The 22,307-nt window shown below is 60.8% G+C and carries 22 protein-coding genes; 11 read left to right on the top strand and 11 right to left on the bottom strand.

Annotated elements, in window-relative coordinates:
• The first annotated feature begins 218 nt into the window (after window positions 1–218).
• Entirely contained in the window at window positions 219–773 is a 555-nt protein-coding gene (locus tag JFU48_RS10950; protein ID WP_003228518.1) for a tetratricopeptide repeat protein, read from the top strand.
• A gap of 138 nt (window positions 774–911) precedes the next feature.
• On the opposite strand, the gene JFU48_RS10945 is transcribed toward JFU48_RS10950, so the two are convergent.
• Complete coding sequence (locus JFU48_RS10945) at window positions 912–1,241, bottom strand: DUF1820 family protein (RefSeq protein WP_003185742.1); 330 nt, start codon at window positions 1,239–1,241, stop codon at window positions 912–914.
• A 133-nt stretch (window positions 1,242–1,374) separates the two neighbouring features.
• Here JFU48_RS10945 and miaB point away from each other — a divergent pair, with 133 nt between their 5' ends.
• The 5 genes from miaB (at window position 1,375) to lnt (ending at window position 6,822) form a co-directional block, all read left to right on the top strand.
• On the top strand, window positions 1,375–2,703 hold the full coding sequence (gene miaB, locus JFU48_RS10940; RefSeq protein ID WP_007960557.1) for a tRNA (N6-isopentenyl adenosine(37)-C2)-methylthiotransferase MiaB: 1,329 nt from the start codon (window positions 1,375–1,377) through the stop codon (window positions 2,701–2,703).
• 250 nt (window positions 2,704–2,953) lie between these two features.
• Window positions 2,954–3,952, top strand: a complete 999-nt coding sequence (locus JFU48_RS10935) for a PhoH family protein (RefSeq protein WP_003228522.1) — start codon at window positions 2,954–2,956, stop codon at window positions 3,950–3,952.
• Window positions 3,945–4,439, top strand: a complete 495-nt coding sequence (ybeY, locus tag JFU48_RS10930; RefSeq protein ID WP_003228524.1) for an rRNA maturation RNase YbeY — start codon at window positions 3,945–3,947, stop codon at window positions 4,437–4,439. The genes JFU48_RS10935 and ybeY overlap by 8 nt, the downstream gene beginning before the upstream one ends.
• A gap of 5 nt (window positions 4,440–4,444) precedes the next feature.
• Window positions 4,445–5,284, top strand: a complete 840-nt coding sequence (locus tag JFU48_RS10925; protein ID WP_003228526.1) for an HlyC/CorC family transporter — start codon at window positions 4,445–4,447, stop codon at window positions 5,282–5,284.
• 14 nt (window positions 5,285–5,298) lie between these two features.
• A complete protein-coding gene (gene lnt, locus JFU48_RS10920) occupies window positions 5,299–6,822 on the top strand; it encodes an apolipoprotein N-acyltransferase (RefSeq protein ID WP_201136495.1) in 1,524 nt (507 codons plus the stop codon).
• 174 nt (window positions 6,823–6,996) lie between these two features.
• Here the strand turns inward: lnt and JFU48_RS10915 are convergent, their stop codons facing one another.
• Window positions 6,997–7,758 (bottom strand): YdcF family protein, encoded by a 762-nt coding sequence (locus JFU48_RS10915; RefSeq protein ID WP_103486247.1) that lies wholly within the window; start codon window positions 7,756–7,758, stop codon window positions 6,997–6,999.
• Between the two features lie 104 nt (window positions 7,759–7,862).
• Window positions 7,863–8,186 (bottom strand): hypothetical protein, encoded by a 324-nt coding sequence (locus JFU48_RS10910; RefSeq protein WP_003228531.1) that lies wholly within the window; start codon window positions 8,184–8,186, stop codon window positions 7,863–7,865.
• Window positions 8,187–8,441: 255 nt separating this feature from the next.
• On the opposite strand from JFU48_RS10910, the gene leuS reads away from it, so the two are divergent.
• The 5 genes from leuS to JFU48_RS10885 all read left to right on the top strand — a co-directional run bounded on the left by leuS (window position 8,442) and on the right by JFU48_RS10885 (window position 14,567).
• Window positions 8,442–11,048, top strand: coding sequence for a leucine--tRNA ligase (leuS, locus tag JFU48_RS10905; RefSeq protein ID WP_201136494.1), 2,607 nt, complete (start codon window positions 8,442–8,444; stop codon window positions 11,046–11,048).
• A gap of 88 nt (window positions 11,049–11,136) precedes the next feature.
• Window positions 11,137–11,742 carry an LPS-assembly lipoprotein LptE gene (locus JFU48_RS10900; protein WP_201136493.1) on the top strand — a complete coding sequence of 202 codons (606 nt, stop codon included), beginning with the start codon at window positions 11,137–11,139 and terminating at the stop codon, window positions 11,740–11,742.
• 39 nt (window positions 11,743–11,781) lie between these two features.
• Window positions 11,782–12,819: a DNA polymerase III subunit delta gene (holA, locus tag JFU48_RS10895; protein ID WP_003228535.1), complete on the top strand. Its 1,038-nt coding sequence runs from the start codon at window positions 11,782–11,784 to the stop codon at window positions 12,817–12,819.
• Window positions 12,820–13,018: 199 nt separating this feature from the next.
• The gene (gene arfA / locus JFU48_RS10890; RefSeq protein ID WP_003228536.1) at window positions 13,019–13,183 is read left to right on the top strand and encodes an alternative ribosome rescue factor ArfA; all 165 of its coding nucleotides are present in this window, start codon (window positions 13,019–13,021) and stop codon (window positions 13,181–13,183) included.
• Window positions 13,184–13,244: 61 nt separating this feature from the next.
• A complete protein-coding gene (locus JFU48_RS10885) occupies window positions 13,245–14,567 on the top strand; it encodes a lytic murein transglycosylase (RefSeq protein WP_003228538.1) in 1,323 nt (440 codons plus the stop codon).
• 126 nt (window positions 14,568–14,693) lie between these two features.
• Here JFU48_RS10885 and JFU48_RS10880 read toward each other — a convergent pair whose 3' ends face one another.
• From JFU48_RS10880 to rodA, 8 genes are all read right to left on the bottom strand, one after another.
• Window positions 14,694–15,644 carry a S66 peptidase family protein gene (locus JFU48_RS10880; protein WP_201136492.1) on the bottom strand — a complete coding sequence of 317 codons (951 nt, stop codon included), beginning with the start codon at window positions 15,642–15,644 and terminating at the stop codon, window positions 14,694–14,696.
• Window positions 15,645–15,771: 127 nt separating this feature from the next.
• The gene (lipA, locus tag JFU48_RS10875; protein ID WP_160768663.1) at window positions 15,772–16,770 is read right to left on the bottom strand and encodes a lipoyl synthase; all 999 of its coding nucleotides are present in this window, start codon (window positions 16,768–16,770) and stop codon (window positions 15,772–15,774) included.
• Window positions 16,771–16,795: 25 nt separating this feature from the next.
• Window positions 16,796–17,443 (bottom strand): lipoyl(octanoyl) transferase LipB, encoded by a 648-nt coding sequence (lipB, locus tag JFU48_RS10870; protein ID WP_003228543.1) that lies wholly within the window; start codon window positions 17,441–17,443, stop codon window positions 16,796–16,798.
• Window positions 17,443–17,718, bottom strand: coding sequence for a DUF493 domain-containing protein (locus tag JFU48_RS10865; protein WP_201136491.1), 276 nt, complete (start codon window positions 17,716–17,718; stop codon window positions 17,443–17,445). Before JFU48_RS10865 ends, lipB begins: the two co-directional genes overlap by 1 nt.
• An 86-nt stretch (window positions 17,719–17,804) precedes the next feature.
• Window positions 17,805–18,962, bottom strand: a complete 1,158-nt coding sequence (locus tag JFU48_RS10860) for a D-alanyl-D-alanine carboxypeptidase family protein (RefSeq protein WP_003228546.1) — start codon at window positions 18,960–18,962, stop codon at window positions 17,805–17,807.
• Window positions 18,963–19,149: 187 nt separating this feature from the next.
• The gene (locus JFU48_RS10855) at window positions 19,150–20,160 is read right to left on the bottom strand and encodes a septal ring lytic transglycosylase RlpA family protein (RefSeq protein ID WP_007960588.1); all 1,011 of its coding nucleotides are present in this window, start codon (window positions 20,158–20,160) and stop codon (window positions 19,150–19,152) included.
• Window positions 20,160–21,170 carry a lytic murein transglycosylase B gene (mltB, locus tag JFU48_RS10850; RefSeq protein WP_201136490.1) on the bottom strand — a complete coding sequence of 337 codons (1,011 nt, stop codon included), beginning with the start codon at window positions 21,168–21,170 and terminating at the stop codon, window positions 20,160–20,162. Before mltB ends, JFU48_RS10855 begins: the two co-directional genes overlap by 1 nt.
• A 17-nt stretch (window positions 21,171–21,187) precedes the next feature.
• Window positions 21,188–22,291 carry a rod shape-determining protein RodA gene (rodA, locus tag JFU48_RS10845; RefSeq protein ID WP_049827977.1) on the bottom strand — a complete coding sequence of 368 codons (1,104 nt, stop codon included), beginning with the start codon at window positions 22,289–22,291 and terminating at the stop codon, window positions 21,188–21,190.
• Between the last annotated feature and the right edge of the window lie 16 nt (window positions 22,292–22,307).

Below are 22,307 nucleotides of genomic sequence, written 5' to 3'. Positions count from 1 at the left end.
CCCGCTGACGTTGGCCATGGCCAGCGTCAGCTTTTACCTACACCCACGCCGTTTTTCCCACGCCTCTGCTAAAAATCCGCCAGAAAGTGGGCGATATATTCCCCGCGCAGCAGAAAAACGAGTAAAGACTTTGTAAGGTTGGCCCCGCTTATTTCATAATGCGCGCTTATTGGATCCCTCGATGGGTCCGCGTGCCCTTCAGAGGTAAGTCGATTCCCATGAACCGCACCGGCCGCACCCTTGCCTTGGGCTGCCTGTTGCTCCTTCAGCCCCTGCTCGCGCATGCACAAGCAGGCGGCAACTCGTTGTTGATCCCGGCGATGGGTCGTTGCACCCTCAATACTCAGCCGCAAGACGTCACGCAGGCACTGGCTGCCTGCCAGAAAGCGGCGGACGAAGGGGATGCGCAAGCGCAATACGAGTTGGGTGAGTTCTACTACGACGGCAAGAATGCGCCGCGCGACCTCAATCAAGCCCTGAGCTATTTCGAAAAGGCCTCGTTGCAAGGCCATGCTCAGGCACAGTTCAAGCTCGGCACCATGTTCTTCCACGGTGAAGGCGTGCAGGCCAACAACATTCAGGCGTACATCGTGCTGAAGATGGCCGCGGTCAACGGCGCCGAAGATGCGCTGGACACCGCCGACGAAGTCTCGGAAAAAATGTCCCGCGAAGACCTCGAAACCGCGACCCAGGTGCTCGGGCAAATTTTCCGTAAATACCTGATGGAACTGCAGAGCGCGGATGGGCGTACGCCGTTTTCGCCGCTTCCCTGATTTTTGCGCCGACCTTTCCGGCCCCTTCGCGAGCAAGCTCGCTCCCACAGTAGATCTCCAGTGTTCAGAAGATCCCCTGTGGGAGCGACGGTGCGACGATTCGACTTGCTCGCGAATGAGACGACTCGGTTTTGCGGCTTACTTCTCAGGCATCGGCATCGGAAACGGCATCACATTGCCGACCGCGCCACGGGCTTCGCTGATTTTCGGGGTGCCCAGACGCTCCACCTCGTCGATGCGCACGATCGAATGCATCGGCACAAAGCTGCGCACCACGCCTTCGAACTGCGCCTTGAGCTTCTCTTCGCTCGGATCGACGACCACTTGCGTGCGCTCGCCAAAGACGAACTCTTCCACTTCCAGAAAACCCCACAGATCACTTTGATAGATCTGCTTGGCGTACATTTCGAACACCTGGCCTTGGTTGAGGAAAATCACCTTGTAGATTGGAGCTTCGCGTTTGGTCATGGCGGGCGGATAACATCGGGGATAAAAATGAGGGCGCAAACTATAGCATAGCCACCGGACGCACAGCGGTAGGAACCTGAGGGCTTGTTCCCTATAATGCGCGGTTCTTTGAATCACGTGACGACCCTACTCCATGGCCAAGAAGCTTTACATCGAAACCCACGGTTGCCAGATGAACGAGTACGACAGCTCGCGCATGGTCGATCTGCTGGGCGAACATCAGGCCCTGGAAGTCACCGCGCGTGCGGAAGACGCCGACGTGATTCTGCTCAACACCTGCTCGATCCGCGAACGCGCCCAGGATCGGGTGTACTCGCAGCTCGGCCGCTGGCGTGAACTGAAACTGGCCAATCCGGACATGGTGATCGCCGTCGGCGGTTGCGTGGCCAGCCAGGAAGGCGCGGCGATCCGTGATCGCGCGCCGTACGTCGACGTGGTCTTCGGCCCGCAGACCCTGCACCGCCTGCCGGAAATGATCGACGCGGCACGCAGCAGCAAGCTGCCACAGGTCGACGTGTCGTTCCCGGAAATCGAAAAATTCGACCACCTGCCCGAGCCGCGCATCGATGGCCCGAGCGCCTACGTGTCGGTGATGGAAGGTTGCAGCAAGTACTGCACGTTCTGCGTGGTGCCCTACACCCGTGGCGAAGAAGTCAGCCGGCCGTTCGATGACGTGATTGCCGAGATCATCCACCTCGCGGAAAACGGCGTGCGTGAAGTGACCTTGCTCGGGCAGAACGTCAACGGCTATCGCGGCCTGACCCACGACGGGCGCCTGGCCGATCTGGCCGAGCTGATCCGTGTGGTCGCTGCCGTTGATGGCATCGACCGCATTCGCTACACCACTTCGCACCCGCTGGAGTTCTCCGACAGCCTGATCCAGGCCCATGCCGAAGTGCCGGAGCTGGTCAAACACCTGCACTTGCCGGTGCAGTCAGGCTCGGACCGGATCCTCGCGGCGATGAAGCGCAACCACACGGCGCTGGAGTACAAGTCCAAACTGCGCAAACTGCGCGCTGCGGTGCCGGGGATCTGCATCAGCTCGGACTTCATCGTCGGCTTCCCCGGCGAGACCGAAAAAGATTTCGAGCAGACCATGAAGCTGATTGCCGACGTCGGTTTCGACTTCTCCTATTCCTTCGTCTACAGCCAGCGCCCGGGCACCCCGGCGGCCGATCTGGCCGATGACACCCCGGAAGAACTGAAAAAAGAACGCCTGAACGCCTTGCAGCATCGCTTGAATCAGCAAGGGTTCGAGATAAGCCGACAAATGGTCGGCTCGATCCAGCGCATTCTGGTCACCGACTATTCGAAGAAGGACCCGGGCGAGCTGCAAGGGCGCACCGAGAATAATCGTATCGTCAACTTCCGCTGCGATAATCCGACCCTGATCGGCCAGTTCGCCGACGTGCACATCGACGCGGCGCAACCGCACTCGCTGCGCGGCTCGCTGATCCAGTAAACGTAAGGCGTCAAAGTGCCTCTGTGGCGAGGGAGCTTGCTCCCGCTCGGTTGCGAAGCAGCCGCAAACCAGACACCTCGATCATCCTGAATGATCGAGGCTGGAGGACTTGGGAGCGCTGCGCACTCCAGCGGGAGCAAGCTCCCTCGCCACAGTTATCCAGTGAGACCGTTTTAAGAGCTTTCGCACCCACGCCACTGGCGTTATCCTTGATTTCATCTTAATTGCCCCAGGGCGGCTAAATACGACCTTGAACGCACCCATAGAACCACATCGTTTTATCCTCGAGCCCTTTGAGGCTCGCCGCTTCGCCAATCTGTGCGGGCAATTCGACGAGCACCTGCGCTTGATCGAACAACGCCTGGCCATCGAGATCCGCAATCGCGGAAACCAGTTCGAACTGATCGGCGACCCCAAGCACACCACGTCTGCGGAAAACCTGCTGCGCCGCCTGTACCGGGAAACCAAGGGTACCGAGCTGTCGCCGGACATGGTGCACCTGTTCCTCCAGGAATCGGCCGTCGTCGAACTGGACAACCACGCCCCCGCCGAAGCCTCCGTCGCCCTGCGCACCAAGAAAGGCATGATTCGCCCACGTGGCTTGAATCAGCTGCGCTACGTGAAGGAAATCCTCGGCAACGACATCAACTTCGGCATCGGTCCGGCCGGTACCGGCAAGACCTATCTGGCCGTGGCTTGCGCCGTTGATGCCCTGGAGCGCGAGCAGATCCGCCGCATCCTGCTGGTGCGTCCGGCGGTTGAAGCGGGTGAAAAACTCGGCTTCCTGCCCGGCGACCTGAGCCAGAAGATCGACCCGTACCTGCGCCCGCTGTACGACGCGCTGTACGAAATGCTCGGCTTCGAATACGTGGCCAAGCTGATCGAACGTCAGGTGATCGAAGTCGCGCCGCTGGCCTACATGCGCGGTCGGACGCTGAACAACAGCTTCATCATTCTCGACGAAAGCCAGAACACCACCGTCGAACAGATGAAGATGTTCCTGACCCGGATCGGCTTTGGCTCAACCGCCGTCATCACCGGCGACATCACCCAGGTCGACCTGCCGCGCGGCACCAAGTCCGGGCTGCACCATGTGATCGAAGTGCTCAAGGACGTTCCGGGTATCAGCTTCACCCATTTCCAGCCCAAAGACGTTGTGCGTCACCCGTTGGTGCAACGGATCGTCGAGGCCTACGAGCGCTTCGAGACCCGTGCCGAAGCCGCCAAGGAAACCTCGCGCGATGCTTGAGCTGGATCTGCAAATCGCTACCGAAGCGAACGCCCCGAGTGAAGCCGACTTCCGCAAATGGTGCGAACTGGCCCTGCGCCAGCGCACCGCCGACTCGGAAATGACCATTCGCCTGGTCGACGAGGAAGAAGGTCGCGAACTCAATCACACCTGGCGCCACAAGGATTACGCAACCAACGTCCTGTCGTTCCCGGCCGAAGTCCCGGACGAGTTTCTCGACATCCCGCTGCTCGGCGATCTGGTGATCTGCGTGGCTGTGGTCGAACGCGAAGCTGCCGAACAAGGCAAGGAACTCCAGGCCCATTGGGCACATCTAGTCATTCACGGCTGCTTGCATCTGCTCGGTTACGACCATATAGATGACGACGAAGCCGAAGAAATGGAAGCACTGGAACGCGAGTTGCTTGCCGAACTGGGCTATCCCGATCCGTACGCGGACGACGAAGCCGAAACCTCCCCTATCGTTACAACAAAGGATTCAGAGTAATCGCTATGAGCGAAGATCGATCGAGCAACGGGCAGAAGTCATGGCTGGGTAAACTGACCCAGGCTTTTGCCCACGAGCCGAAGAACCGTCAGGAGCTGCTTGAGCTGCTGCGTGATGCACATCAGAACAAACTGCTGGACAGCGAAGCGCTGGCCATCGTCGAAGGCGCCATTCAGGTGGCTGACCTGCAAGTACGCGACATCATGGTCCCGCGCTCACAGATGATCAGCATCAAGGCGACCCAGACCCCTCGTGAATTCCTGCCTGCCGTGCTCGACTCGGCCCACTCGCGCTACCCGGTCATCGGCGAAAGCCACGACGACGTGATGGGCGTGCTGCTGGCCAAGGATCTGCTGCCGCTGATCCTCAAGGAGAACGGCGACAGCTTCAACATCAAGGACCTGCTGCGCCCGGCCACGTTCGTGCCGGAGTCCAAGCGTCTGAACGTGTTGCTGCGTGAATTCCGCGCCAACCACAACCACATGGCCATCGTCATCGACGAGTACGGCGGCGTGGCCGGTCTGGTGACGATTGAAGACGTGCTGGAGCAGATCGTCGGCGACATCGAAGACGAGCACGACGTCGAAGAAGACAGCTACATCAAACCACTGCCCAGCGGTGACTTCCTGATCAAGGCCCTGACGCCGATCGAGAACTTCAACGAGTTCTTCGACAGCGAATTCTCCGACGACGAGTTCGACACCGTCGGTGGTCTGGTGATGAGCGCGTTCGGGCACTTGCCAAAACGCAACGAAATCACTGAAATCGGCGCCTATCGCTTCCGCATCCTGAACGCCGACAGCCGTCGGATTCATTTGCTGCGACTGACGCCAATCGCTCGTTAAATCTAAGGACTGAAATGCGCTGGACAACCCGCCCCGGCTGGCCCGGTAACCTGTTGGCCGTGGCGGCCGGTGCAATCACCACCTTCGCCCTGGCCCCGTTCAACATCTGGCCGTTGGCCTTGCTGGCGGTCGGCCTGTTCTATGCCGGCCTGCGCGAGCTGAAACCGCGTCAGGCACTGGGCCGTGGCTGGTGTTTCGGTTTCGGCCTGTTCGGCGCCGGCACCAGTTGGATCTACTACAGCATTCACCACTTCGGTGGCGCCTCGGTGCTGCTGGCCGGGTTCCTGATGCTGCTGTTCACCGCAGCGATCGCGCTGTTCTTCGCCCTGCCCGCGTGGGTCTGGGCGCGCTGGTTGCGCCGCAACGAGGCACCGTTGGCCGATGCGCTGGCGTTTGCTGCACTGTGGGTCGGTCAGGAGGCCTTTCGCGGCTGGTTCCTCACCGGTTTCCCGTGGCTCTACTCCGGTTACAGCCAGCTCGACGGCCCATTGGCCGGGCTCGCGCCGGTCGGTGGCATGTGGCTGGTGTCCTTCGTTCTGGCACTGACTGCCGCGCTGATCTACAACGCACCGCGTCTGCTGCAATCCGGTCGCAAAGGTTTTATCGCGGCCGGTTTGGTGTTGCTGGTCGGGCCTTGGGTGGCGGGCATCGCGCTCAAGGGCCACGCCTGGACCAGTCCAGCCGGTGCACCGCTGACTGTCGCGGCGATTCAGGGCAACGTCGAACAAAGCATGAAATGGGACCCGGCGCAGCTCAACGCGCAACTGGCGCTGTACCGCGACCTGAGTTTCCGCTCCAAACCGGTGGACCTGCTGATCTGGCCGGAAACCGCGGTACCCGTGCTCAAGGAGTCCGCCGAGGGCTACCTGAACATGATGGGCAACTTCGCCGCCGAGCGTAAGTCAGCACTGATCACCGGCGTGCCGATCCGCGAGACGGTGCGCCACGAAAAACGCTTCTTTAACGGCATCACCGTGGTCGGCGAAGGCGATGGCACCTATCTCAAACAGAAACTGGTGCCGTTCGGTGAGTACGTGCCGCTGCAGGATCTGTTGCGCGGTTTGATTGCGTTCTTTGATTTGCCGATGTCCGACTTCGCTCGCGGCCCGGCGGATCAGCCGTTGCTGCAGGCCAAGGGTTATCAGATCGCGCCGTTCATCTGTTACGAAGTGGTGTACCCGGAGTTCGCCGCCGGTTTGTCGGCACGCAGCGATCTGCTGCTGACGATCAGCAACGACACCTGGTTCGGCACCTCGATCGGCCCGTTGCAGCACCTGCAAATGGCCCAGATGCGCGCACTTGAGGCGGGCCGCTGGATGATCCGTGCTACGAACAACGGCGTGACCGGACTGATCAACCCGTTCGGGCAGATCACCGAGCAGATCCCGCAGTTCGAGCAGGGCATTCTGTATGGCGAAGTGGTGCCGATGCACAACCTGACGCCGTACCTTGAATGGCGTTCGTGGCCGCTGATAATTCTGTGCGTCCTGCTGTTTGGCTGGGCACTGATGGCGAGCCGGATGTCGAAAACCCTTTAAAAGCAGGTCACTGACCTGTGGCGAGGGAGCTTGCTCCCGCTCGGCTGCGAAGCAGTCGTAAATCCAGCGCACGCGATCTGTCTAAGACAGTGCGTTTACCTGGATCAGGCCTGCTGCGCAGGCCAGCGGGAGCAAGCTCCCTCGCCACAAAAGGCCTCACTGCCACTGAGTGATTCAGCGGTAAAAAAGCGAATACCCCACCTGCCCCACCGCCTCATTCAGCAACTGTCCGCTCTGCCAGATCGACTTGAACTCCGGCAGCCAGCCACCAAACGGTCGTGCATTGTCGGTCCCGAGAAACCCTACGGGTGCCGGCACCACTTCAAACCCTGCCTGCTGAAAACACCAGACGGCGCGCGGCATATGCCAGGCCTGGGTCACCACCACGACGCGTTTGATCCCCTGTGGCAGCAACATATCGGCGCTGAATTTGGCGTTCTCCCATGTGGTACGACTCTCGCCTTCCTGCCAACGCGTTGTCACGCCGAAATCATCGCGTAGCGAATCGGCCATCAGCTTCGCTTCCGTCGGCGGTGTGCCGTAATGCAAACCACCACTGGTCAGGATCGGCAAGCCGGACGCCTTGGCCAGCCGCGCGGCGTAGCGCTGCCGCTCCAGTCCAACGCCGGTCGGCTGATCCTCGCCCCAGGCCAGATCGCCGCGCTCACGCCCGGAACCCAATACCACGATGGCGTCAGCCCGCTGCGCCAGCATCGACCACGCGTCACGGGGCAGCGGCGGCTCACGCTCCAGCGCCTTGGCGCCCCACTGCACCACCACTGGCAGGCTCATCAGCCAGAACCCACCCAGGCCAATGGCGAAACACGCAGCGGCCAGCCGCGGTCGGGAGCGGCGCAGCCACCAGGCGACCAACAACAGCAGCAAAAGAATGCCGGGCGGCAATAAAAGTTGTTTGATGAAGTAACGAAAAGGCATCGGGGCATCTCCAGAGATGCCCGAAGCCTAAGAGTGTTAATAGAGCGTTACAACCGATAGGGTCGGATCCTGTTGAAAAAGATCCGTTTCCTGCTGCCTTGCGCTTACTTGGCCTGCAAAGAGCGAACCTTGATGGTGTCTTTGCCGGGCGCCTTGTCCTTGAGCCAGATGACCTTGGCCGATTGTGGTGCATCGAGCTGCTTCACTGCCTGAGACAAGCTTCCATGCGTTTCACGTTCACAGCGATCCAGGTAGGCCTTGACCAGTTTGAACTCGGCGGGGCTCAAGCCACGCAATTCCAGTTCCAGGGGGCGCTCGTCGCGCAGCCGGCCAGCGGTTTTGGCAGCGTCGAGGGCCATGCCCAGACGATCCATCAACCGTTCGTACAACTCGGGTTTCGTCACGTTTTTTTGCCGTTGCTCCACCATCCCTCACCTCATTGAAGATAAGACTCACTCCCCAATAAGAGCTTAGCTTCGCTGCACAAACCGGCTGAACGCCGCGACCAACGGCCCTCGCCACGGTTTTCCGGGGCCAGACAGCTGTAATCAGGGTTTCCCTAGGCCAAGCGCGGTCATGTATGCTACGGCGCTTCCTGTAATTCCACTTCCAGCTTGTCCGGAGCATCCCCGGAGGGCGCGTTGAAGAGGATTAGGCCACCCCTATCCAGTACAAAAGTAGCCATGCACGAACAATATCAGCCCCGTGAAATCGAAGCCGCCGCCCAGTCGTTCTGGGACGAGCAAAAGTCCTTTGAAGTCAGTGAACAGCCAGGCAAGGAGACCTACTACTGCCTGTCGATGTTCCCTTACCCCAGCGGCAAGCTACACATGGGGCACGTGCGCAACTACACCATCGGCGACGTGATCTCCCGCTACCAGCGCATGCAAGGCAAGAACGTTCTGCAACCGATGGGTTGGGACGCCTTCGGCATGCCGGCAGAAAACGCCGCGATGAAGAACAACGTGGCACCCGCCAAGTGGACCTACGAAAACATCGCCTACATGAAGTCCCAGCTGCGCAGCCTGGGTCTGGCGGTGGACTGGTCCCGTGAAGTGACCACCTGCAAACCGGATTACTACCGTTGGGAACAATGGCTGTTCACCCGCCTGTTCGAAAAAGGTGTGATCTACCGCAAGAACGGCACCGTGAACTGGGACCCGGTCGACCAGACCGTTCTGGCCAACGAACAGGTGATCGACGGCCGCGGCTGGCGTTCCGGCGCGCTGATCGAAAAGCGCGAAATCCCGATGTACTACTTCAAGATCACCGCCTACGCGGATGAGCTGCTGGAGAGCCTCGACGAACTGACTGGCTGGCCGGAACAGGTCAAGACCATGCAGCGCAACTGGATCGGCAAGTCCCGCGGCATGGAAGTGCAGTTCCCGTACAACGTCGACTCGATCGGCGAAGCAGGCACCCTCAAGGTCTTCACCACCCGTCCGGACACCCTGATGGGCGCAACCTACGTTGCCGTGGCAGCCGAACACCCGCTGGCCACCCAGGCCGCGCAGAACAATCCTGAGCTGCAAGCGTTCATCGCCGAATGCAAGGGCGGCAGCGTCGCTGAAGCCGACGTTGCCACTCAAGAGAAGAAAGGCCTGCCGACCGGCCTGTTCGTCGAGCATCCGCTGACCGGTGAAAAACTCCCGGTATGGGTCGCCAACTACGTGCTGATGCACTACGGCGACGGCGCGGTGATGGCGGTTCCGGCGCACGACGAGCGCGATTTCGAATTCGCCCACAAGTACAACCTGCCGGTCAAATCGGTGGTGCGCACCAGCTCCGGTGACACCAACCCGGCTCCGTGGCAAGACGCCTACGGCGAGCACGGCACGCTGATCAACTCCGGCGAGTTCGACGGTCTGGACTTCGCTGGCGCGTTCGATGCCATGGAAGTTGCACTGATCAAGAAAAACCTCGGTGCCTCGCGCACCCAGTTCCGCCTGCGCGACTGGGGCATCAGCCGTCAGCGCTACTGGGGCTGCCCGATCCCGATCATCCACTGCGCCACTTGCGGTGACGTGCCGGTCCCGGAAGACCAGTTGCCGGTGGTTCTGCCGGAAGACGTGGTGCCGGACGGCGCCGGTTCGCCGCTGGCGCGCATGCCGGAATTCTACGAGTGCAGCTGCCCGAAATGCGGCCAGCCTGCCAAGCGTGAAACCGACACCATGGACACCTTCGTCGAGTCGTCCTGGTACTACGCCCGCTACGCTTCGCCGCACTTCGAAGGTGGCCTGGTGGAAAAATCCGCGGCTGACCACTGGCTGCCGGTGGATCAGTACATCGGCGGTATCGAACACGCGATTCTTCACCTGCTGTACGCGCGTTTCTTCCACAAGCTGATGCGTGACGAAGGCCTGGTCAGCTCCAACGAGCCGTTCAAGAACCTGCTGACCCAGGGCATGGTGATCGCCGAGACTTACTACCGTCGCGAAGCCAACGGTGCCTACACCTGGTTCAACCCGGCGGACGTGGAACTCGAGCGTGACAGCAAGGCCAAGGTCATCAGCGCCAAACTGAAATCCGACGGCCTGCCGGTGGAAATCGGTGGCACCGAGAAAATGGCCAAGTCCAAGAACAACGGCGTCGACCCACAGTCGATGATCGATCAGTTCGGCGCCGACACCTGCCGCCTGTTCATGATGTTCGCTTCACCGCCGGACATGAGCGCCGAATGGTCCGACTCCGGCGTGGAAGGCTCGCACCGTTTCCTCAAGCGCGTCTGGCGTCTGGCTCAGGCCCACGTCACCCAGGGCCTGCCGGGCAAAATGGACATCGCCGGCCTGAACGACGAGCAGAAAGCCGTGCGCCGCGCCATCCACCTGGCCATCAAGCAGGCCAGCCACGACGTTGGCCAGAACCACAAATTCAACACCGCCATCGCTCAGGTGATGACGCTGATGAACGTGCTGGAAAAAGCCGCGCAAGGCACCGAGCAGGATCGCGCACTGATTCACGAAGGCCTGGAAGCCGTTACGCTGCTGCTGGCTCCGATCACGCCGCACATCAGCCATGAGCTGTGGAATCAACTGGGCCACGCTGACCCGGTGATCGATGCTGGCTGGCCAGCGGTTGATGAAAGCGCTCTGGTGCAGGACAGCCTGCAACTGGTCATTCAAGTGAACGGCAAGCTGCGTGGCCAGATCGAAATGCCGGCCAGCGCCACTCGCGAGGAAGTCGAAGCGGCAGCCCGCGCCAACGAAAACGTGCTGCGTTTCGTCGACGGTCTGACCATTCGCAAAGTGATCGTTGTACCGGGGAAACTGGTCAACATCGTCGCCAGCTAAATTGGATTGGGCGTCAGGTTCGCCTGACGCACTGTAAAACCTTTCGGGCCGCAGGGTCGGCCCACATGGTTTCAAGGGGAGCAACACAATGATCAAACGCAATCTGCTGGTGATGGGCCTCGCTGTTCTGCTGAGCGCCTGCGGTTTCCAGCTGCGTGGCACTGGCACCACCGAACTGGCAATCAAGGAACTCGACCTGAGCGCCCGCAACGCCTATGGCGACACCGTCACCCAGCTGCGTCAGGTGCTGGAGTCCAGCGGCGTCAAGGTCTACAGCGGTGCACCGTACAAGCTGTATCTGGCTGACGAGCAGGAAAACCAGCGCATCCTCAGCTATGCCGGCGCCGGTCGTACAGGTGAGTATCAAGTGACCACCGTGCTGAACTACGACATCGTTGGCGAACACAATCTGAACCTGCTGAGCGACAAGCTTGAAGTGCAGAAGGTGTTCATCCACGACGGCAACAACCTGGTCGGCTCCGATCAGGAAGCCAACGACGCCCGCAACGAAACTCGTCGCGAGCTGGTTCAGCGCATGATGCTGCGCCTGCAACAGCTGACTCCGGGTCAACTGGAGAAACTGCAGCAAGCGGCCAACGATCGCGCCCGGGCTGAAGCCGATGCCCTGAAAGCGGCACAGAAGGCTGAAGCGGAAACGCCGCGTCAGTCGCCGCTCGAACTGCCGCAGCAGTAAGACGTACGGGGCGCTAAGGCGCCCCGTTCGCCCTCTCTTATGAAGCTCGCTCCCGCTCAACTCGGCAAACACCTGCAAGGCGCTCTTGCGCCCGTCTATATCATCAGCGGCGATGACCCGCTGTTGTGCCAGGAGGCCGCCGACGCCATCCGCAGCGCCGCCCGCCAGCAAGGTTTCGACGAACGCCAGGTGTTCGCCGCCGATGCCAATTTCGATTGGGGTACCTTGCTGCAGGCCGGCGCCAGCATGTCGTTGTTCGCTGAAAAGCGCCTGCTGGAGCTGCGTTTGCCTTCGGGCAAACCCGGTGACAAGGGTGCTGCCGCGCTGATCGAATACTGCTCGCGCCCCGCCGAAGACACTGTGCTGCTGATCAGTCTGCCAAAGCTCGATGGCAGTGCGCAGAAGACCAAGTGGGGCAAGGCGCTGGTCGAAGGCCAGCAAACCCAGTTCATTCAGATCTGGCCGGTGGATGCCAATCAGCTGCCGAGCTGGATTCGCCAACGCCTCTCGCAGGCCGGATTGTCGGCCAGCCAGGACGCGGTTGAACTGATCGCCGCGCGCGTCGAGGGCAACCTGCTCGCCGCCGCGCAGGAAATCGAAAAGCTCAAGCTGATGGCCGAAGGTGGGCAGATCACCGTCGAAACCGTGCAGGCCGCGGTGGCCGACAGTGCGCGCTTCGACGTGTTCGGCCTGACCGACGCCGTGCTCAACGGTGAACCGGCCCACGCCTTGCGCATGCTCGAAGGCCTGCGCGGTGAGGGTGTCGAGCCTCCGGTGATTCTCTGGGCGCTGGCGCGGGAGTTGCGCCTGCTGGCCAATATCTCGCTGCAGTACAGCCAGGGCACACCACTGGACAAGTGCTTCAGCCAGGCAAAACCGCCGGTCTGGGACAAGCGCAAACCGCTGATGAGCAAAGCCCTGCAACGCTATTCGGCACAACGCTGGGCGCAGTTGCTACTCGAAGCCCAGCGCATCGATGCGCAGATCAAGGGGCAAGCCGCCGGTTCGCCGTGGATGAGCCTGAGCCGATTGGCGTTGTTGATGTCCGGCCAGCGTCTTTCACTGCCCGCCGAGTAAGACGTTCAACCGCATAACGCCCTTTCGCGAGCAAGCCCGCTCCCACAGTCGACCGAGTTCTATCATGTGAATGCGATCGACTGTGGGAGCGGGCTTGCTCGCGAAGGCGTCGGAATATTCCTACGCAATAGAGACTGGACAGACGCACGGCTTCGGCAGATTATTTCCCCCGCAACACCCACCCACCGAGAGATCCATCATGAGCAAAAAGCCATCGAAACATGGCCCGAACAAGGCCAAATCCATCATCGCCCAACCCCTGTTCCGCAGCCGCCAGGAACGACCAACCAAGGGCAAAGGCAGCTACCGCCGCGAAGCCTTCCAGTCTGATAGCTGGGAGGCTTCTTACTTTCTGGCTGCCTGAAGCACAGTACCCCCCGGTCATGTTAAGGTCTGCACCTGATTCGTATCCCCTGGAACTGTGCATGCCCTTCAGTCTTTCCCGTCGTTGGCCCGTTCGCCAACTGATCGCTGCCTCCAGCTTCATTCTGCTTGTCGCCTGCGCGGAAAAACCTACCGCCGCCGATGCGCAACCATTACAGACCGTTCCTGCAGTCACGGCCCCAGCGATCATCCCGCCGGTAGTGCCGTCCGCCGACTCTCTCGACTTGCAGCCAACCCAGACCTTTGCCGAATGGCAGGCAGGTTTCCGCAAGGATGCGCTGGCAGCCGGTATCCGTGCAGATGTGTTCGACCGCGCGTTTGCCAATGTCAGCTTCGATGCCAGCGTGATCAAAGCAGACCGCAGCCAGCCGGAATTTTCCCGTCCGGTATGGGAGTACCTCGACGGCGCCCTGTCGCCGCTGCGGGTGCGCAAGGGGCAGGCGCTGATCAGTCAGTACGCCGACATCCTGCAAAGCATCGAACAGCGTTATGGCGTGGATCGCCAGGCACTGGTGTCGGTATGGGGCATGGAAAGCAACTTCGGTCAGTTCCAGGGCACCAAATCGGTGATCAACTCGCTGGCGACCCTGGCCTACGAAGGCCGTCGCCCCGCATTTGCTCATGCACAACTGATCGCGGCGCTGCAGATCCTGCAACAGGGCGACATCACCCCAGAAAAGATGCTTGGCTCATGGGCGGGTGCGATGGGCCAGACCCAGTTCATTCCGACGACCTACAACACCCACGCCGTGGATTTCGACGGTGACGGTCGCCGCGACATCTGGGGCAGCCCGGCCGATGCGCTGGCCTCCACCGCGCACTACCTGCAAAGCTCAGGCTGGCAGCGTGGTCAGCCGTGGGGCTTCGAGGTGCAATTGCCGAGCGGTTTCAACTACACCCTGGCCGATGGCGCGATGCGCAAGACCGTTGCCGAATGGCGTCAACTGGGCGTGATCCTGCCCAATGGCGGTCAGGCCCCTGCCGGCTCGGAACAGCTGTCTGCCGCCCTGCTGCTGCCGGCCGGCTACCGTGGCCCAGCGTTCCTGATCCTCGATAACTTCCGGGCGATCCTCAAGTACAACAACTCGTCGTCCTATGCACTGGCGGTCAGTCTGTTGTCCGAGCGCTTCAATGGCGCAGGCCTGATCAACGGCACCTGGCCGAAAGACGATCTGCCACTGAGCCGTTCCGAACGCATCGAATTGCAGAACCTGCTGAGCGCGCGTAATTACGATGCGGGCACGGCGGACGGGATTATCGGCGCCAATACCCGCAAGGCGATCCGCAGTGCCCAGCAGTCGTTTGGCTGGCCGGCAGACGGGTATCCGACGCATAAGCTGCTTGAGAGCCTGCGCTCCCAATAGAAAGATCGTCGTATGGCTGAAGCCGCCTTCGCGAGCAAGCCCGCTCCCACATTGGTTCTGTGTACGACACGAATCAAATGTGGGAGGGGGCTTGCTCGCGAAGACTGACTCACTGGCAACCAAACCCTAGCGTTTGATCACTACATCCTGTTCCAACATCAATTCCTTCTTCCCGGCATCCAAGCGAACCAGCGCCCCCATCGGCAGCGTCAGGTTCGGATCACAATGCCCACTGCGCCACCCCGACAGCACCGGAATCCGCAACGGCTCGAAGGTCTGCTTGAGCAAGCGATTCAACGCCTCGACATCCACCCCGGCGACATCCCCCACCAGCACACCGCGCAATCTGGCCAGCTTGCCAGCCAGGCGCATCTGCGTGAGCAAACGGTCGATCCGATACAGCGGCTCGTTGACGTCCTCGATCAGCAGAATCACCCCTTCCACATCAATTTCATAAGGCGTACCCAGCGTCGAGGCAATCATCGCCAGATTACCGCCAAGCAAGCGCCCGTGAGCGATGCCGGGTTCGACCGTGGTCAATGGATAAGCCACCGGATGGCTCAACACACTCCCCGCCTTCAACTGACCGCGCAACATGGCGAAGAATGAGGTGACGGTAGGTGGCTCCTTGTCGCCCAGCAGGTCGGCATTGAGCAGCGGGCCATGGAAGGTCACGAACCCTGCGTAGCGACTGATCGCCAGATGCAGTGCGGTAATGTCGCTGTAGCCGACAAACGGCTTGGCGTGACGACTCAGCAAGTCGTAATCGATCCGGTCCAGCAGGCGCGGCGTACCGTAGCCGCCGCGCAGGCAGATGATCGCGTCGACTTCAGGGTCGACGAAAGCGGCGTGCAGGTCGTTGAGGCGCACGTCATCGCTGCCGGCCAGATAGCCGTCCTTCTCGTAGACACCGGGGAACACCTTCAGCGCATAGCCGCGGGCACGCATCCACTGCACAGCCTTGTCAGCGTCCAGTGCACCGGGGCCGGCGGGAGCAATCACGCCGATCTGCCCTTCGGACGGCAGCGCCGGCACAGGCTTATGCGGAAAAAGGGTGTGAGTCGGTCGAACGGTCATCCATGGGTCTCCCTGTGAATTCATGAACACACAGTAGTCAGGTAAAGAGACAAACAAAAGAGTGCTCGGCAGGCCCAAACAAAAATACCCGCCGAGGCGGGTATTTTTGGAGGCAATCAGCGCCGGATCAGGAACCGAGCAGCTCGGCCTTGACCAGTTTCGCCTGCTCGTCAGCGTGATACGAAGAACGTACCAGCGGGCCGGAAGCAACGTTCTTGAAGCCCATCTTGTAACCTTCCTCGGCGAACCAGGCGAAGGTGTCCGGGTGCACGAAACGCTGCACCGGCAAGTGGCTGCGCGACGGTTGCAGGTACTGGCCGAGAGTCAGCATGTCGATGTCGTGCTCGCGCATGCGCTTCATGACTTCGATGACTTCTTCGTCAGTCTCGCCCAGGCCGAGCATCAGGCCGGATTTGGTCGGGATGTGCGGCATCATCTGCTTGAAGCGTTGCAGCAGGGTCAGCGACCACTGGTAATCCGAACCCGGACGCGCAGCCTTGTACAGGCGCGGCACGGTTTCCAGGTTGTGGTTGAACACATCCGGCGGCTCGGCGGCGGTGATTTCCAGGGCGATGTCCATGCGGCCACGGTAGTCCGGGACCAGGGTTTCCAGCTGCACGTTCGGCGACAGCTTGCGGATTTCGCGAATGCAGTCGGCAAAGTGCTGGGCACCGCCGTCACGCAGATCGTCGCGGTCAACCGAAGTGATCACCACGTACTTGAGCTTCAGGTCGGCAATGGCGATGGCCAGGCTTTCCGGCTCGTTGACGTCCAGTGGCTTCGGACGGCCGTGGCCAACGTCGCAGAACGGGCAGCGACGGGTGCAGATGTCGCCCATGATCATGAAGGTCGCGGTGCCGCCGGAGAAGCACTCGCCGAGGTTCGGGCAGGACGCTTCTTCGCAGACGCTGTGCAGCTTGTGCTTGCGCAGCAGACTCTTGATCCGGTCGACTTCCGGCGAAACCGGGATACGTACACGAATCCAGTCAGGTTTCTTCGGCAGTTCGGTGGTCGGAATGATCTTGACCGGAATGCGTGCAACCTTCTCGGCGCCGCGCAGCTTGACGCCGGCTTCAACCTTGGGACGCGGGGCCGGGCGCTCGGTCACGTCGAGCGTCGGGATCATGGTTTGCACTGCATCAGTAGTCATATCAGTCGATTCCGCCCGTCAGGGTCGTCTGCTCAGCATAGTCGAGGTGTTTGACGAGCTGCGCGCGCAGCCGGGCACTTACCTCGGCAAATTCAATCGATCCTGCGTGATCGCTCAGCTGGGTCATCGCCAGCCCGGCATAGCCGCAGGGATTAATCCGTCGAAACGGCTCCAGGTTCATATCCACGTTCAGGGCCAGGCCATGAAAGGAGCAACCGTGGCGAATCCGCAAACCCAGAGAAGCGATTTTCGCTCCGTCGACGTAGACGCCGGGAGCATCTGGCTTGGCTACAGCGGTCACGCCGTAGCTGGCCAGCAATTCGATCAGGCAGTGCTCCATGCGCGTCACCAGATCACGCACACCAAAGCCCAGCTTGCGTACATCCAGCAACAGGTAGGCCACCAGCTGGCCGGGGCCATGATAGGTCACCTGCCCGCCGCGATCGACCTGTACCACCGGGATATCCCCCGGCAGCAGCAAATGTTCGGCCTTGCCGGCCTGGCCCTGGGTGAACACCGGAGGGTGCTCGACCAGCCAGATTTCGTCGGCGGCATCGCTGCCGCGTTCGTTGGTGAAGCGTTGCATGGCATGCCAGACCGGCTCGTAAGCCATCTGGCCAAGTTCGCGAAAGCCCAGCGTGCCCGGCATCACAACACCATGTGTACGAAACCGGTCGCCCGCAGTTCGCTGTTGATGTTGTACAGCTGATCCTGATCGGTCGCGACGATGTGCAACTGGATGGTGGTGTACTTGCCGTTGCTGCTCGAGCGTTCGTCGACACGCTCATCGTTGATGGTCGCGAATTTCTTCACGATCTCGATGATCTTGTCTTTGTGCCCGACGCCCGTATCGCTGATTACCTTAACCGGATAATCAACCTGGGGGAATTCGATCTTTGGCACCTTTACTTCGGTATCGGTCATGGCGTAACGGCCTCGTAAGCGTAAGCCGTGGTAACGCACATGGCCCCGATCCGGATGGGAACGGGGCCATGCAGGTCAACACTCAATCAGTTGAACAAGCCGTAGAAGAATAGACGGATGCTATCCCACATGCGACGGAAGATACCACCCTCCTCGACAGCGTCCAGGGCGATCAAGTCGGCGCTGTGCACCACCTTGTCGTCCAGTTTCACTTCGACTTTACCGATCACGTCGCCCTTGGCGATTGGCGCGGTCAGTTGCGGGTTCATGGTCATGCTGGCAGCGAGCTTTTTCAGCTGGCCTTTTGGCAGGGTCATGGTCAGGTCTTCAGCCAGGCCGGCCTTGACTTGACTGGTGGTGCCTTTCCACACCGGGGCCTGAGCCAGTTCGGTGCCCTTCTGGTAGAAGGTCTGGGTTTCGAAGAAACGAAAACCGTAGGTCAGCAGCTTCTGGGTTTCAGCAGCACGAGCCACTTCGCTGTTGGTGCCGAACACCACGGCGATCAGACGCTGGCCATCACGTACAGCCGAGGACACCATGCAGTAGCCGGCTTCGTCGGTGTGACCGGTTTTCAGACCGTCAACGGTCTTGTCGCGCCACAGCAGCAGGTTGCGGTTCGGCTGCTTGATGCCGTTCCAGAAGAACTCTTTCTGCGAGTAGATCGCGTAGTGAGCCGGGTCTTCGTGGATGATCGCGCGCGCCAGGATCGCCATGTCGTGAGCCGACGAGTAGTGCTCAGGGTTCGGCAGACCGGTCGGGTTCATGAAGTGGGAGTTGGTCATGCCCAGATCGGCGACCGTCTTGTTCATCAGGTCGGCGAACGCGTCTTCGCTGCCGGCGATGTGCTCGGACAGCGCCACGCTGGCGTCGTTGCCGGACTGGATGATGATGCCGTGCAGCAGGTCGCTGACGGTCACTTGCGAGCCGACTTTGATGAACATCCGCGAACCGCCGGTACGCCAGGCGTTTTCGCTGACGGTCACCGGGTCGTTTTCACCGATCTGGCCACGACGAATTTCCAGCGTAGCGATGTACGCGGTCATCAGTTTGGTCAGGCTGGCTGGCGGCAGACGCTGGTCACCGTTGTTCTCCACCAGCACGTTGCCGCTGCTGGCGTCCATGAGCACGTAGGCTTTTGCAGCCAGTTGAGGTGGCGACGGCATCATCTCGGCCGCGAAGGCGGCTGGCGAGAGGAGCAGCGGGACTAGCAGACACAGGCGTTTGGCAAAGGTGGTGATGTTCATCCGTCTCTCGAAATCGCTAATGGAAACTTGCCCGAGGGCAAAACTATTCAGACAGCCTTCTAACGGGCCATCGCGTGTTCAGTTGCTCACTCCAGTCACCCTTGCCGGGCTTTTGTTCTTCGACGAGCCAACAACCTGGTTCACCCCCCAAAACCGCAAGTGAACCGTCAATCAAGTGCTACGTTTCTTACTCTGTGACCACACTCGGCGAACCGAGGTTGGCCAGGCGCACGCTATTCTGCACCTGGGCGATTTCACCCGGCGAACCGATCGGCCCCAGGCGTACCCGGTGCAGGGTCTGCTGATTGCGCACGATCGAGCTGATGAACACCGGAGCGCTCACCATCCCGCTGAGCTTCGACCTCAGGAGTTCTGCAGCGTCCGGGTTGGCGAACGCGCCCACCTGCAGATACTGGCCAGACGCTGGTGCAGAAGCGTTTTTTTTTGCGCTGATCTGTACAGGTACAGTGTCAGAGGCATGTTGCTGCGGCGGCGGGGTCCACTGCTCGATGGTACCGGCCGAGGCCGTGATCACCGGGGCGCTATTCTGCGCGACTTGCGGCTCGTTGAGCATCAGAGGCGCCGGACGGCCCTTCGCGGCCCACCATTGCTGCGGATCGATGCCCTCGACCTTGACCCGCGCGGTGCCGATTTCGGCATAACCGAGCTTCTTCGCGGCCGCGTAGGACAAGTCGATGATCCGGTCCGAATAGAACGGCCCGCGATCGTTGACCCGCAGGATCACGCTCTTGTTGTTGTCCAGGTTGGTCACCCGAACGTAACTTGGCAGTGGCAGAGTCTTGTGGGCGGCACTCATGCCGTACAGGTCATACACTTCGCCGTTGGCGGTGTTCTGCCCGTGAAACTTGGTGCCGTACCAGGACGCCGTGCCCGAGGCGACGTAGGTCTTGGATTCCTGCAACGGGAAATAGGTCTTGCCCAGCACGGTGTACGGGTTGGCCTTGTACGGGCCGGTGTGCAGGGTCGGCGTGGCATCCGGGATCCGCGAAACGTCGACATCCCACCAAGGCGCGCCGTCTTTGTGGGCGCGGTTGATGTCCAGCCCCGGCTGCGCACGCACGGCGGTGGACGAGGTCTTCTGGGTCGGCGCGCGGCTGGTCGAACAGCTGGCGACCAGCACCGCCAACGCAGCGAAAGCCACCAGCTTCAGGGGTTTATTGATAGGCAATGCCCGCATTACTTGACGCCCCGTGCTTTTACCAGCTCTTCAGACAGTTGATATACGGCCATGGCGTACATCACGCTGCGGTTATAACGCGTGATCGCGTAGAAATTCTTCAGGCCCATCCAGTATTCAGTGCCGTTATCGCCTTCGAGGCGAAATGCAGTAACCGGCATATCATCGCGCAGCGCATCATGACTTGACCAGCCTAGCGCCCGCAACTCTCCAACCGTCTTCGTCGGCTCGATGCCGGTGGTCAGGCCGTCGTCGACCTGCTCGCCGCGCACATCGGCGCGGCTGACCACCGGTTCCCCGGCGACCCAGCCATGCCGTTTGAAGTAACTGGCCACGCTGCCGATCGCATCGTCCGGATTGGTCCAGATATTGATGTGACCGTCACCGTCGAAATCCACCGCGTAGGCGCGAAAGCTGCTCGGCATGAATTGCGGCAGGCCCATCGCCCCGGCGTACGAGCCTTTGAGGGTCAATGGATCAACTTGTTCTTCACGGGCCAGCAGCAGGAACTCACGCAATTCCTTGCGGAAAAATTCGGCACGGGGAGGATAGTCGAAACCGAGCGTGGACAACGCATCAATCACCCGGTAATTGCCGGTATTACGTCCGAAAAAGGTCTCGACGCCGATGATCGACACGATGACTTGTGCCGGCACGCCGTATTCCTGCTCGGCACGGGCCAGTACGGCCTCGTGCTGGCGCCAGAAGTCCACGCCACGGGCGATGCGCGCGTCGGTGATGAACATCGGGCGATATTCTTTCCACTGTTTGACCCGCTCGGCGGGCTTGGAAATCGCGTCGAGAATCGCCTGTTTGCGCTGGGCCTCGCGAAACACCGCCATCAGTTGCTCACCGGCAAAACCGTAGTCGCGGGTCATTTCACCGACGAATTCGGCCACCTGCGGCGAGCCTTCGTAATCGCCGGCCAGCGCTTCCTGCGCGCTGCCAAGGATGCCGACCAGGCCGACCCACGGCGCGTAACGAGTCGCCCAGCTGCGCATGACTTGCATTGAACTCTTCACCTTATTCAAACCTGTGCGATCCACTTGCGATGCGTATGAATCGACATCAAAACCCCAAACGCTGACAGCAGTGTCACCAGCGAAGTTCCTCCGTAGCTAATGAACGGCAACGGCACCCCCACCACCGGCAACAGGCCACTGACCATACCGATGTTGACGAAAACATAAACAAAAAACGTCATGGTCAACGCGCCGGCGAGCAGTTTGCCGAACAGCGTCTGCGCCTGGGCGGTAATCACCAGCCCGCGACCGATCAACAGCAGATAGATCAGCAGCAGCGCGCAGATGCCCACCAGACCGAACTCTTCGCCGAGGACGGCGATGATGAAGTCGGTGTGGCTTTCCGGCAAAAAGTCCAGGTGCGACTGGGTGCCCAGCAGCCAGCCCTTGCCGAACACACCGCCGGAACCGATCGCGGCTTTCGACTGGATGATGTTCCAGCCGGTGCCGAGCGGATCGCTTTCCGGGTCGAGGAAGGTCAGGATCCGCTGCTTCTGGTAGTCGTGCATGATGAAGAACCACATGGCGATCGCCACCGGTACGGCGGCGGCCAGCACGCTGAGGATCCAGCGCCAGCGCAGCCCGCCCATGAACAGCACGAACGCGCCGCCGGCCAGAATCAGCAACGACGTACCGAGGTCGGGCTGGCGCACGATCAGAATGAACGGCACACCGATCAGCAACAGGCTGATGCCCACATGCTTGAGCTGCGGCGGCAGTGTGCGTTTGGACAGATACCAGGCAATCGTCGCCGGCATCAAAATCTTCATGAATTCCGAGGGCTGGAAGCGGATCACCCCGGGGATGTTGATCCAGCGCGTCGCGCCCATGGCGTTGTGGCCCATGATGTCCACCACCATCAGCAGCACCACGCCGACCACGTAACCGAGCGGCACCCAGCGCGCCATGAAACGCGGTTCGAACTGGGCGATGACGATCATCGACACCAGGCCGATGCCGAACGAAGTGGCTTGTTTGCCCAGCAGATCCCAGCTCTTGCCGCTGGCCGAATACAGCACGAACAGACTGCCCGCAGCGAGGATCAGCAGCAGGATCAACAGCGGGCCATCGATATGCAGACGTTGCAGCAGCGTCGCGCGGCGACGCATCACATCCTCGCTGGAG

Source organism: Pseudomonas sp. TH49 (genome assembly GCF_016650625.1).
GTDB classification, from domain to species: Bacteria; Pseudomonadota; Gammaproteobacteria; order Pseudomonadales; family Pseudomonadaceae; genus Aquipseudomonas; species Aquipseudomonas fluorescens_H.
This window is presented reverse-complemented; position numbering and strand designations above follow the sequence as displayed.

What these genes read in the sequence shown, in the direction of transcription:
- JFU48_RS10950 (WP_003228518.1), top strand. Translation starts at nt 219, where the DNA reads ATGAACCGCACCGGCCGCACCCTTGCCTTGGGCTGCCTGTTGCTCCTT.
- JFU48_RS10945 (WP_003185742.1), bottom strand. Translation starts at nt 1,241, where the DNA reads ATGACCAAACGCGAAGCTCCAATCTACAAGGTGATTTTCCTCAACCAA.
- miaB (WP_007960557.1), top strand. Translation starts at nt 1,375, where the DNA reads ATGGCCAAGAAGCTTTACATCGAAACCCACGGTTGCCAGATGAACGAG.
- ybeY (WP_003228524.1), top strand. Translation starts at nt 3,945, where the DNA reads ATGCTTGAGCTGGATCTGCAAATCGCTACCGAAGCGAACGCCCCGAGT.
- JFU48_RS10925 (WP_003228526.1), top strand. Translation starts at nt 4,445, where the DNA reads ATGAGCGAAGATCGATCGAGCAACGGGCAGAAGTCATGGCTGGGTAAA.
- lnt (WP_201136495.1), top strand. Translation starts at nt 5,299, where the DNA reads ATGCGCTGGACAACCCGCCCCGGCTGGCCCGGTAACCTGTTGGCCGTG.
- JFU48_RS10915 (WP_103486247.1), bottom strand. Translation starts at nt 7,758, where the DNA reads ATGCCTTTTCGTTACTTCATCAAACAACTTTTATTGCCGCCCGGCATT.
- JFU48_RS10910 (WP_003228531.1), bottom strand. Translation starts at nt 8,186, where the DNA reads ATGGTGGAGCAACGGCAAAAAAACGTGACGAAACCCGAGTTGTACGAA.
- leuS (WP_201136494.1), top strand. Translation starts at nt 8,442, where the DNA reads ATGCACGAACAATATCAGCCCCGTGAAATCGAAGCCGCCGCCCAGTCG.
- JFU48_RS10900 (WP_201136493.1), top strand. Translation starts at nt 11,137, where the DNA reads ATGATCAAACGCAATCTGCTGGTGATGGGCCTCGCTGTTCTGCTGAGC.
- holA (WP_003228535.1), top strand. Translation starts at nt 11,782, where the DNA reads ATGAAGCTCGCTCCCGCTCAACTCGGCAAACACCTGCAAGGCGCTCTT.
- arfA (WP_003228536.1), top strand. Translation starts at nt 13,019, where the DNA reads ATGAGCAAAAAGCCATCGAAACATGGCCCGAACAAGGCCAAATCCATC.
- JFU48_RS10885 (WP_003228538.1), top strand. Translation starts at nt 13,245, where the DNA reads ATGCCCTTCAGTCTTTCCCGTCGTTGGCCCGTTCGCCAACTGATCGCT.
- JFU48_RS10880 (WP_201136492.1), bottom strand. Translation starts at nt 15,644, where the DNA reads ATGACCGTTCGACCGACTCACACCCTTTTTCCGCATAAGCCTGTGCCG.
- lipA (WP_160768663.1), bottom strand. Translation starts at nt 16,770, where the DNA reads ATGATCCCGACGCTCGACGTGACCGAGCGCCCGGCCCCGCGTCCCAAG.
- lipB (WP_003228543.1), bottom strand. Translation starts at nt 17,443, where the DNA reads ATGCCGGGCACGCTGGGCTTTCGCGAACTTGGCCAGATGGCTTACGAG.
- JFU48_RS10865 (WP_201136491.1), bottom strand. Translation starts at nt 17,718, where the DNA reads ATGACCGATACCGAAGTAAAGGTGCCAAAGATCGAATTCCCCCAGGTT.
- JFU48_RS10860 (WP_003228546.1), bottom strand. Translation starts at nt 18,962, where the DNA reads ATGAACATCACCACCTTTGCCAAACGCCTGTGTCTGCTAGTCCCGCTG.
- JFU48_RS10855 (WP_007960588.1), bottom strand. Translation starts at nt 20,160, where the DNA reads ATGCGGGCATTGCCTATCAATAAACCCCTGAAGCTGGTGGCTTTCGCT.
- mltB (WP_201136490.1), bottom strand. Translation starts at nt 21,170, where the DNA reads ATGCAAGTCATGCGCAGCTGGGCGACTCGTTACGCGCCGTGGGTCGGC.
- rodA (WP_049827977.1), bottom strand. Translation starts at nt 22,291, where the DNA reads ATGCGTCGCCGCGCGACGCTGCTGCAACGTCTGCATATCGATGGCCCG.